The sequence below is a fragment of the Citrobacter sp. GW821-FHT07H02 genome (assembly GCF_059418505.1).
Window position 1 is genome coordinate 164258 of sequence record NZ_JBWKPZ010000006.1, and the last position, 10838, is coordinate 175095.

8 protein-coding genes and 2 pseudogenes are annotated in these 10838 nt (G+C 53.1%); 9 read left to right on the forward strand and 1 reads right to left on the reverse strand.

All coding sequences use genetic code 11. The annotated features are described in order from the left end of the window. The 6 genes and pseudogenes from tssK (at position 1) to AC07NP_RS09820 (ending at position 8382) form a co-directional block, all read left to right on the forward strand. Complete coding sequence (gene tssK / locus AC07NP_RS09795; protein ID WP_494660343.1) at positions 1-1344, forward strand: type VI secretion system baseplate subunit TssK; 1344 nt, start codon at positions 1-3, stop codon at positions 1342-1344. Then, entirely contained in the window at positions 1341-2666 is a 1326-nt protein-coding gene (gene tssL, locus AC07NP_RS09800; RefSeq protein ID WP_494660344.1) for a type VI secretion system protein TssL, long form, read from the forward strand. Before tssK ends, tssL begins: the two co-directional genes overlap by 4 nt. Beyond that, a complete protein-coding gene (tssM, locus tag AC07NP_RS09805; RefSeq protein WP_494660345.1) occupies positions 2666-6526 on the forward strand; it encodes a type VI secretion system membrane subunit TssM in 3861 nt (1286 codons plus the stop codon). Before tssL ends, tssM begins: the two co-directional genes overlap by 1 nt. Further along, positions 6526-7305, forward strand: a complete 780-nt coding sequence (locus AC07NP_RS09810) for a TagF domain-containing protein (protein WP_494660346.1) — start codon at positions 6526-6528, stop codon at positions 7303-7305. Before tssM ends, AC07NP_RS09810 begins: the two co-directional genes overlap by 1 nt. Before the next feature lie 365 nt (positions 7306-7670). Next, entirely contained in the window at positions 7671-8027 is a 357-nt protein-coding gene (locus AC07NP_RS09815; protein WP_494660347.1) for a hypothetical protein, read from the forward strand. Further along, positions 8024-8382, forward strand: a pseudogene (locus tag AC07NP_RS09820) (hypothetical protein). The gene AC07NP_RS09815 and the pseudogene AC07NP_RS09820 overlap by 4 nt, the downstream one beginning before the upstream one ends. Here AC07NP_RS09820 and AC07NP_RS09825 read toward each other — a convergent pair. Continuing rightward, positions 8379-8624: a hypothetical protein gene (locus tag AC07NP_RS09825; protein WP_494660348.1), complete on the reverse strand. Its 246-nt coding sequence runs from the start codon at positions 8622-8624 to the stop codon at positions 8379-8381. The pseudogene AC07NP_RS09820 and the gene AC07NP_RS09825 overlap by 4 nt on opposite strands. Positions 8625-8703: 79 nt before the next feature. Between AC07NP_RS09825 and AC07NP_RS09830 the strand changes: the two genes are divergently transcribed. The 3 genes and pseudogenes from AC07NP_RS09830 to AC07NP_RS09840 form a co-directional block, all read left to right on the forward strand. After that, entirely contained in the window at positions 8704-9459 is a 756-nt protein-coding gene (locus AC07NP_RS09830; protein WP_494660349.1) for a hypothetical protein, read from the forward strand. Beyond that, on the forward strand, positions 9456-9839 hold the full coding sequence (locus AC07NP_RS09835) for a hypothetical protein (protein WP_494660350.1): 384 nt from the start codon (positions 9456-9458) through the stop codon (positions 9837-9839). The genes AC07NP_RS09830 and AC07NP_RS09835 overlap by 4 nt, the downstream gene beginning before the upstream one ends. A gap of 24 nt (positions 9840-9863) precedes the next feature. Further along, positions 9864-10760 (forward strand): annotated as a pseudogene (locus AC07NP_RS09840) (phage late control D family protein); the annotation flags it as partial. Positions 10761-10838: the final 78 nt, after the last annotated feature.

The following is a 10838-nucleotide window of genomic DNA, read 5'->3' on the forward strand; positions in this document are numbered from 1 at the left end:
ATGAGCTGGAATAACCGGGTTGTCTGGAGCGAAGGACAGTTTCTGCTGCCACAGATGTTTCAGCAACAGGAACGCTATCTGGAACACGTCATTCACCATCGCAGTCTGCCGCTGTCACCCTTTTTCTGGGGGTTCAGTGAATACAATATTGATGACGAAGCGCTGAATATCGGCAAATTGGTACTGAAAGAGGCAGCCGGTACTTTTGCCGACGGCACGGCGTTTAATGCGCCAGGGCACACGCCGTTGCCGCCGCCCCTGACCATTCTGCCGGAACATCTTAATCAACAAATCTGCCTGGCGGTTCCGGTACGTACGCCGAACAGTGAAGAAACCAGTTTTGATAATAACCCGGAATCACTGGCGCGTTTCTCGGTACATGAAAGCGACATTCGCGACGCCAATTCGCTGGGGCGGGGGGCGCAGTTGTTACAGCTCAGCCATCTGCGCCTGCGTCTGTTGCCGGAAAAGGCCGTGACGGGGGCCTGGATCGGACTGCCGCTTACCCGCATTACGGGTTTGCACCCTGATGGCCGGGTGGATATCGACCACGATCTGATCCCGCCAGTTGCCAATTATCAGGCAAGCTCACTGATGCGTACCTGGCTGTCATGGATCAACGATCTCATCCGGATGCGTGCGGATTCGCTGGCAGAACGACTGACCGGCAGCGACAGTCACGGTCAGGAAGCCGCGGAAGTTTCGGATTATCTGCTGCTGCAAATCCTCAACCGCTTTGATCCGCTGCTAATCCACCTGGCGAAAACACCACTGTCGCCGGAAGTGCTTTACCGCTATTTATCTGAACTGGCCGGAGAACTCTCCACTTACGTACGACCACAGACGCGTCGTCCGGGGGAATATCAAGAATACAAACACCTGACGCCATATGCCGGGCTGAAATCCGTGGTGGACGAGGTGCAGTATCTGCTGAATGCGGTGCTTATTCGGGGCGCGCAGCGTATTACGCTGGAAGAAGGCACTTACGGAATTCTTAATGCGGTGGTGGAGCCTTCCGAACTATCCGGTTTCAGTGCTCTGGTGCTGGCGGTGAAGGCACAGATGCCCTCCGATGCACTGCTGCAACATTTTTCCGCCCAAACCAAAATCGGGCCGTCTGAACGCCTGCCTGAACTTATTCGTTCGCATCTGCCGGGGCTGGTTTTACAGGTACTGCCTGTGCCACCACGCCAGATCCCTTTCCAGTCCGGGTACATCTATTACGATATTCGGCGCGACGGGGTGCTGTGGGAACACATTGCTCGTTATGGCGGAATGGCGATGCATACCGCGGGGGAATTTCCGGGACTGGTTATGGAACTGTGGGGAGTGCGGGATAAATGACGGACAACACCATCGCATTCGCACCGGGAGAACCGGTCATTCAGTCTGCCACACAGACCCTGGCGCAACTGCGTGACGGGAATGAACATGAAGCCGTCGTGACTGATAACCGCCGTGATTTGAAGGTTGTGATTGAGGACGGCCCGGATCTTAAACTCCGGCTGGCTGAAATCAGCCGTGCTGCAAATCCCTTACTGGCCGCTGCCCGTCCTCTGTTGTGCGCATTGGCTCAGATGCCCGGTGAGCTGGAGGATGGATTTGTGGAGCACTATCGCACGTTGCTGGAGCGTGAGGTGCATCTATACCAGACGTTATGCGATCAGGCGAACCTGCGGCGTGAACATGTATTGGCGGTGCGCTATTGCCTGTGCACGGCGCTGGACGAAGCTGCCAATAACACCCCGTGGGGAAGTCATGGGGTCTGGGCCGGAAAAAGTCTGCTGGTGACCTTTCACGGTGAAAGCGAGGGCGGGATCAAGCTGTTCCAGATCATCGGGCGTCTGGCGGGAAGTTTCCAGGAGCACGGTGATGTGCTGGAAATCATTTACCACATTTTGGGGTTGGGATTCGAAGGTCGTTATAGCGTAAGGCCTGACGGGCGTAAACAGCTTGATGACATTCGCCAGCAACTGCTGACGCAGCTTTCACAACGTCGGGATCCGGTTACGCCTGTACTTTCTCCGGAATTTCAGGGGGCTGTCAGCGGACAATTGCGGCGAATGCGTCGGGTGCCGGTCTGGCTGAGCGCCGGAATTGCCCTGCTGGTTATGTTGTTACTGTTCGGGCTTTACAGCTACCGGATGTCGGCACAGACCGGAGCGGTACAGCAACAGATTAACGCCATTGGCAAACATCTGCCGCCGCCACCGTCTCCACAGCCAGTACCAGCAAGAAAGCTACGGCTGAAAATTTTGCTGGCGAACGAAATCGCCCGTGGTTTGCTGACGGTTGATGAGGATGAACATCACAGTCGGGTGGTTTTCCGTGGTGATGCGATGTTTGTGGCAGGGCAAAAAACGGTGAATGACACGCTGCGCCCGGTGATTAATAAGGTGGCGCAGGAGATTGCTCATGTCGGTGGTGCCGTGACTGTCACCGGTCACACGGACAGTCAGCCGATCCATTCTGCGGCGTTTCCGTCCAACCAGGTGTTGTCGGAAAAACGGGCGACAGAGGTGGCGGTACTGCTGAAATCCGGCGGTGTACCCGCCGGGAGCATTACCGTGATCGGAAAGGGAGACACCGTGCCGGTGGCCGATAACCGCAGCAAAACCGGACGGGCGCAGAACCGTCGGGTGGAAATTCTGGTGGTGGAACCATAATGCAAAAATTTCTGAATATGCTTTTTTCCCGCCGCGCGCTGGCGATTGCCGGGGTCATACTGCTGGCACTGCTAATCTGGTTCATTGGGCCGCTGGTGTCGTTTGATGCGCTGCATCCGTTGGATTCGGTTGGCAGCCGGGTGGTCACCATTGCCCTGTTGCTGATGTTGCTCCTCCTGTGGCTGGTTAACTGGTCGATGAGCATCATTGGCGTCAGTATCCTGTGTCTGGTGATTGGCTTTATCTCGCCGCTGCTGGCGTTTGGCGAGGTGCGCCCGTTTGCACCGCTGTGGATACGTCTGACCCTGATTGGCTTAATTCTGCTGGTTTACGCAGTGTACGGACTGTACCGCCTATGGCGGGCGTTACGGGTAGATGAACACTTACTACGCCGTTTCCTGCATCCGCGAGGGGACGATGTGTCGGTCTCCGGGGAAATCAAAGCCGATTTGCGTACCGTCAGCCACATTGTCTCGCGGGCGGTCCGGCAACTGAAACAACTGCGGGTGGATATTCCCGGCTGGCGGAAAATATTTGAAGGGAAGCGCTTCCTGTACGAACTGCCGTGGTTCATGGTGGTGGGCAGTCCTGGCGATGGCAAAACCACCGCTCTGCTCAACACCGGATTACCGTTCCCGCTTGCGGAGCAGATGGAGCAGACTTCTCGCATTCTGACGGTGCCCGGCGGCGGTACGCTGCACTGCGACTGGTGGTTCACTAACGAGGCGGTGCTGATTGACACCGCCGGTCGTTATGCCCGCCATGATGACGGTGGCGAAGGGAGCGCTTCACAGCGTAATGCTGGAGAATGGCAGGGTTTTCTCAGCCTGCTGCGTAAACATCGCCCCGGTGCGCCGCTAAACGGCGTGATCCTGACGCTGAACGTAGCGGACCTTACAGCGCAATCACCGACGGAGCGCCTGGCGACCTGTGCAGCCTTGCGAGCGCGACTGGCAGAGCTGCGCGAGACGCTGGGCATTCGATTTCCGGTGTACCTGGTGGTCACCAAAATGGATCTGCTGCCGGGGTTTACCGAATATTTCCGTGCGCTGACTAATCATCTCCGGGCGCAGGTTTGGGGTTTCGCGTTGCCCTACAGCCGCAGGCGTAAAGCGAATGATCCACAGGCGCTGCATACTGCCTGCGAACAGGAGCTGGCGCGCCTGACACTGCGGCTGGATCAGGGACTGGATACCCGGTTACAGGAGGAATACGACCTGCACAGCCGCCAGCGACTGTATGGCTTCCCGCGTGAGTTTGCGGCGCTGGGTATACCGTTACTGGAAGCCATCGACCAGATCTTCCTCGATTCAAAATTCGACGCCACCCAGTTGCACAACACGCTGCGCGGGGTGTTCTTCACCAGTGCGGCGCAGGCGCAGGCAGATGTCATAGCTGACCGGATGAGTATCTGGCAGCGTTTTGTTCGGGCGACAAGAAACGCCCGTGGTGGGGACGCTGTAACCCCTTCACATGCGCTACCGGACGCCAATCGCAGCTATTTTCTGCATGATCTGTTGACCCGATTTATTTTCCGCGAAGCGCACCTGGTGGAACCGAACCTTCAGTGGGCCTGGCGTTATCGCCTGCTGCGGACCTGCGGGCACCTGCTGGTGCTGGCGCTGGCCGTCTGGCTTTGGCAGGGAATGCAAGGCAGTCTGCTCGGCAACGGGGGCTATCTGAAAGAGGTCGGCGCGCGAGCTGCCCTGCTGGATGGCGATGTAAAAGCGTATACGAGAAAACCCGCGATGCAGCCGGTTCCGGCGTTACTGAACCAGGCGCGGGCGTTATCTGCCTGGCCGGGGCTGGATCCGGACTCACCACCGCTGGCCTGGCGCTACGGCCTGTACAGCGTACCACCCGTGATGGAGAGCGTGGCATCGCTGTATGATCGCCTGCTGGATCAACTGCTGTTGCCGCCGCTGGTGAAGCGTATGGAGTATGTGTTGGCGGATGCCATCGCCCGCGAGGACAGCAAAGCGGCGTATGACGCCCTGCGTGTCTATCTGCTGCTGAATCTGGACAAGGATCACGAGGATAAATACAACGCGGCAGAGATCCAGACATGGGTACTCAAGGATCTGGAAAACAATGACAGCGTTACGGAATTTGGTGGGCGCGCTGCCGTGCTGGAACATATCGAAGCCCTGTTTGACGGCAGTCGGGTGGTGCATTCACCGTATGACAGGAACGAAGACCTGATTCGGCAGGCTCGGGCTTTTCTTGACCAACATACCAGTACCGAACGCATCTATGCACGGGCGCTGGCCGCCATGGAAAGCGAAGCGCCGCAGGAGTTCACCCTGGTACGTGCGGTAGGGGCAGATGCAGGAACGGTCTTTGTGCGCACAAACGGCGCAGCGCTGGACCGGGGTGTGCCGGGTATTTTTACCCGCGAGGGCTACCGGAACCTGTTCGACAAACGTCTGCCGGAGTTTGTTGCAGCGGCCTCTGAGGATGATGGCTGGGTGATGGGCCGGGAGCGCGCACAAAAAAAAACGGCTGACGCATTGATGGAACAGTTACTCGGTCAGGAACTGCCTGTAACCCGCGAGGTGCGCCACCTGTATTTGGCCGAATACGCCCGTCGCTGGCAGGACTTTCTGGAAAGTATTCACAGCATCAACAGCGCCGGAGAGGAAGGGGGCTCAGGTCTGGCGTATGACTTGCAGGTACTGCGTACCTTCTCATCGCCGGACTCACCGTTGATGCGGCTGGGAAAGGCGGTGGTGGAGCAGACCACACTGGTGCCGCCGCTGGATGCACAGGCAAAACAGAAAGCACTGGCGCAGCGTGCGCAGGACAGGCTGTCTGGCAGAGCGGCGCAGACGGCGAAGTTGTTTCAGGATATCCACCCGGAAGAACGGCTGGAGAAAACGCTGGTAGACGACCGATTTGCCGCGCTGAGGGAGGTGGTCTTAGGGCATGGCGATAGCGGCGGCGCAACACAGCTGAATTCGCTGCTGACCATGCTCAACGAATATTACACACAGCTCACCATTGCCGACAGTGCGCTGGCGGCCAGCACCCTGCCGGGGCGCATCAGTGCTGCGGATAAACTGCAACTGGAAGCAGCAAAACTGCCCGCGCCGCTAAAAAATATCCTGCTGGATCTGACGCAGCAGGGAACGCGCAAAATTAACGCCGGAACCGGAGAGGTGCTGAATGCACAGATGGAGTCGGTGATTGGCGACGACTGCCGGGATACCGTTGACGGACGATACCCTTTCGCCGACAGCCCGCAGGAGGTCAGCACGGAGGACTTTAACCGTATTTTCGCCACCGGCGGCGTGCTGGATGCGTTCTGGAGCAAACAACTGGCGCCGATGGTGGACACCGCCAGCAACCCGTGGCGTTACAAACCAACCGAAGGAAACATGACATTGCAGGGACCGGATCTGACGCCATTTCAACAGGCGAAGCATATCCGCAGCGTGTTCTTTAACGGGGAAGGCGGGAAAAAGTTCTCCTGGGCGATGCAAATTCGCGTGGCAGAGATGGACCCGGCCATTACGGAGCTGGTGATTGACATTGATGGTCAGGTATTGCGCTATGCCCACGGCCCGGACCGACCGCTGAAAGTGAACTGGCCGGGACCGCGCAACGGTTCGATGGCAGAAATCACCGCCAGCCCGCGTATTCGGCAGGATACCTCCACGCTGTTGACCGGAGGACCATGGGCACTGTTTCATCTGTTGGATGCCGGGATTGCGCAGGAAACCGCGGTGCGGGGAACGCAGCAGGTGGAATACGATTTTGACGGACGGCGGGTGGTACTGGAAATCACCGCAGGACGGGATTTTGACCCTGTGAACCGGGAACTGTTGCAGGATTTTAGTTGCCCGGCGAGGACGTTGTAATGCGCCGGACTGCGAGGATATCGGCTCCGGCAATTTTCGGCAAACTGCCGGATCAGCGGGATTACGTGCGTTGGCGGGTGAGTGCGCAGGAGGAGCAGGTTTGGCAGACGTGGCTGAACGAGCAGACCTGGCTGGGCCACGGACGCCATATTGTGCAGCCGCACGGGCAGGCTGATACCAATGAAGAACATGATGGCTGGATGCGGCTGTCACCGCATGAAACGCCAGTGCCGGAGTTGCACCATCCGTTGCCGTGGAGTTTTGTACTGTCGCCGGGATTTTTGCCCGTGAGCAGCCGGGATGAATGGTTGACCGGGGTAGTTGTGGCTTCGCGCGACAGCGTGGGCAGGCCGTGGCCGCTGGTGATTTACCAGCGCAGCGGGCGGGAATGGCTTGAAAAGACATTGCCGGAAACCAAGGGCTGGCTGTACTGGTTGGCGAGGATGGCGGCGCAGCATGTGTCGCCTCAGGTAGAGCGGCACGGGCGACTGGCGGTGCAAACAGACCAGTTATGGGCCATGTGGCAACCGGGGCCGCGATGGACGCAGTGGCTGCGCGGGTTGCGTCGTGTGCCGCAGCGCAGCCGGGAATTGACCGGATTGCCCGATGCACCAGTGGTCGAACTGCCGGGTGTACGCCACCTGCCGTGGCCGGGATGGCCAGGAAAAATGCTGGTACAGGCTCAACCTGGGCACGGTTGGTTCTGGCAGCAAAATAGCGAAGGGCGGTATGTGGATGCGCTGAGGCTGGCGGTGAATAACAGGCGAGAAATAAAATGAGTAAAATACAATATGATCCTAAGGGTCCGTTGGCGGAAGAGTATGCCAAAACGGAGATTATAGGTTCTTTTTTTATACACGACACTCTGATTGGGGAGGTTGTGATAAGCAGTGTTACTGGTGTTATCTGGTTAAGAATACGATGGAAATATACCTAGCTGAAAGATGGCGATGTAAGATATGACTGGACAGCCAAAGAAAAATCACTATTTATTTCCAATGTTTATTTAACCGTTAGTTATGAGTGGAATGAAAAAATACTCTTTTCTGTCTCAGGAACATCGGACTTTGCCAAAAAATTTCAGGGGAAACGTCTTCCTTTCTATATAGAGATAATTCCGGTTGATAATCAGGAACACTGGAATGTGACTGTTTTAAAAATCACTCCTGGTTCTTTTGCAAGAAGTAATGTTTCGTGGAAGAACAAGTCTATTCACCTTGATTCAGAAGATGTAGTAGCAGTAGAAAAATGCCTTGAGAACCATTCGCGTATTTGCCGTAGTCAGATAGGCGTAACGCATGAGATGGGGCATCTGATTCTGGCAGGTGATGAATATTATGATAGTGAATCAAAAGAATCACTATCGCCATATAGTTGGGGTGTTGATGCAATAATGAACATTGGCATGGAACTCCGGGGTCGTTATCTGGAGACAGTTACTGCAGAGTTGAATATAATAATACCAGATGCTTATTTTTCTCTTGTGAGTGTAAAAACATGACGCGATTTTTCTTTTATTTTCTCAATGGTTTTCATTCAATGAATTGTAATGCGCAAGCTCCTGTTTATTACGAAAAGAATAATATACAGAATGGGGGTAATGACGTTTTTTTGTTAGTAAATATGGCAGGCCAAACCGTGAGATTATAAATCCTCGCTATAAATACATTGGGGAATACTATATTGGTCTTGAGAGTACATATCGGTCGACAAATCCTGAATTTAGAAACGCTCCTATTAAAGAAATATTCTGGCGCTTGCGGGAAGACTTAAGCCTGACATGTTGGTTTCATTATAAAGACGGACAGTGGCGAGTTATCTCTTATTTTTTTTGGCCACCAGGTGCTGTATTTTAGTTTGGTGTTAAAGGAGTAAATACCATTAATTTCGCATCCACAGGCAATAAATCTGATAATTGTGACTGACCTGCCATCACCACGCCACCGATAACCTGAGAAAGTGGTGGTATGAGCGCTGGCTCAGCAACTGCCCCGCCGGTGTGGTGATCGCCGGAACCGTCAGGGCTGGTTCTGGCAGCAGAACAGCGAAGGGCAGTATGTGGACGGTCTACAATTGGCGGCAAAACAATACGCATCATGATTCTGAAAATAGCTATACAAAGAATATAACAACGAGTGTGCAGATAGGAAACGAATCAGTAATATATGGAGGCAAATATGGGCAATTCTCGTGATGAAGCAATTCAGCAGGCATATGATACTTATGATAGCTTAATTCTGGATAAACAATACATCAGGAAAAATTATGATGAAGGGGAGTTGAGAATAGATCGTGAAACAGGAGTAATCACACTATTACTGAGATGGAAATATTTTTGGGCGAAAAAAGATAATGTAAAAAGAGATTGGACAGAGCTGGAGAAATCGCATTTTTCAACAATGGCTGATTCGGCTATTCGGCAAGTGTGGAACGGTAAAGCATTGTTTTCAGTTTCAGGCTATTCGGATTTTGCCAGAAAATTTTCAGGTAAAAAACTTTCTTTTGGAATAGAAATTATTCCTGTGAACAGGAATCAGCATTGGTGGGTGACTGTATACAAAGTTAACTCGGATGATTTTGAAGAAACTTATGTATGGCATTATCAGCGGTCGATTCAGTTCGAAATAAAGGATATAGAATATTCTCATTTATGTGATTATGGTAAAGAAAAAATTTGTATTGATGGTCAAATAGGCGTGCCTCATGAAGTTGGTCATATAATGGGGTGGCTCGGTAGCGAAATGAGCGAAAATAATGATGAATATTATGATAATGAGAAAGAAAGAAAAGAAAGGTTACCAAATTCATCAGATGTTCATGCATTAATGAATATTGGTATGGAATTACGCCCTCGCTATTTTAAAACCGTTATTAAAAGATTAAATGAAATGTTTGCGAATACTACTTTTTCTCTTGTGAGTATGGGGGAATGATACGTAATTATATTTTTTTATTTTTGATGTGGGATGTGGTGGCAATATGTGTTGCTCAGGTTCCTGAATCCCCCCCAAATCTTGAATACTACAATAACAGGAATGAGGTGCACAGAGGCAACAGTGAAGGATTTCTTGTAGGGCAATATGGTAGGCCTGAACATCAGTTCATAAAACCTCGACATGATTTTGTTGGTATTTATTATAGAGGTATAGAACGAACCTATCCGTCAAAAAATTCTGAATTCAAAAACATCCCTATAAAAGAAATGTTCTGGCACTTGAAGGGTGATTTAAATTTGACATGTTGGCTTCATAATAAAGATGGGCAATGGATAGTTATTTCTTATGTTTTCTGGCCGCCAGGGGCTGAATTTTAATCCTGAATTAAAGGAGTAAACACCATGAGTTTTGTATCTACGGGTAATAAATCTGTTGGGAGCAGTGGGTCAGATATCACTACGCTTCCAATAGCCGGTGAAAGCGGTGGTGTTAGTGCAGGTTCAGCCGCCTCAGATATTACGGGGGCAGCGGAGCAAGCGGTGGAGACGCTGTTTGGCGACCTGCCTGAGCCGTCGGGGCTGGTTAAAGCCGCAGTAGCGGCAGCGCAGGCCGCAACCGCAGTGGGAATATCCGATATGGCCAGTTCAGCGCTGGATGTTATGTCATCGTCTGTCTCCGGCGGGCCGGGGGCGCATAACGTGACGGTGAGTGGCAGCGCGGTGCCGCCGGGGTCGCTGTTGTTCGCAAGTCTGAACGGTTCGGAGAAACTCGGTACCCTGTTTGCCTACATCGTGCAGCTTAAAACCCTGGACACACTGAATCTCGGCTACGTTTCCCCCGCAGCCAACCTGCCACTCAAACCGATGGTTGGTAAAGACCTGTGTGTCAATATGGAACTTGACGGCGGCGGTAAACGGTATATCAGCGGGCTGGTGACGGCGGCGAGGGTGGTGGGTCATGAGGGTCGTTCGGTAACGTATGAACTGCGCATTGAGCCGTGGCTGAAGCTACTAACCCATACCAGTGATTACAAAGCGTTCCAGAACAAAACTGTGGTGAACATTCTTGATGAAGTTCTGGCTGAATACCCATACCCGGTTGAAAAGCGATTGGTGGAAAACTATCCGACAAGAACATGGCAGGTGCAGTACGGCGAGACGGATTTTGATTTTATCCAGCGACTTATGCAGGAGTGGGGGATTTACTGGTGGTTCGAACACAGCGAAGACAGCCACACGCTGGTACTGGCCGATGTCATTAGTGCCCACAAAGTATGCCCAGACTCACCGGTGGTGGAATTGAAGTGGTCAACAAAAACTGGCCACCACTTTAGAGTTTTTCCAGTATCGATTTTCCGATTCGTTGGGTGGTAACCC

What these genes read in the sequence shown, in the direction of transcription:
- tssK (WP_494660343.1), top strand. Translation starts at nt 1, where the DNA reads ATGAGCTGGAATAACCGGGTTGTCTGGAGCGAAGGACAGTTTCTGCTG.
- tssL (WP_494660344.1), top strand. Translation starts at nt 1,341, where the DNA reads ATGACGGACAACACCATCGCATTCGCACCGGGAGAACCGGTCATTCAG.
- tssM (WP_494660345.1), top strand. Translation starts at nt 2,666, where the DNA reads ATGCAAAAATTTCTGAATATGCTTTTTTCCCGCCGCGCGCTGGCGATT.
- AC07NP_RS09810 (WP_494660346.1), top strand. Translation starts at nt 6,526, where the DNA reads ATGCGCCGGACTGCGAGGATATCGGCTCCGGCAATTTTCGGCAAACTG.
- AC07NP_RS09825 (WP_494660348.1), bottom strand. Translation starts at nt 8,624, where the DNA reads ATGATGCGTATTGTTTTGCCGCCAATTGTAGACCGTCCACATACTGCC.
- AC07NP_RS09830 (WP_494660349.1), top strand. Translation starts at nt 8,704, where the DNA reads ATGGGCAATTCTCGTGATGAAGCAATTCAGCAGGCATATGATACTTAT.
- AC07NP_RS09835 (WP_494660350.1), top strand. Translation starts at nt 9,456, where the DNA reads ATGATACGTAATTATATTTTTTTATTTTTGATGTGGGATGTGGTGGCA.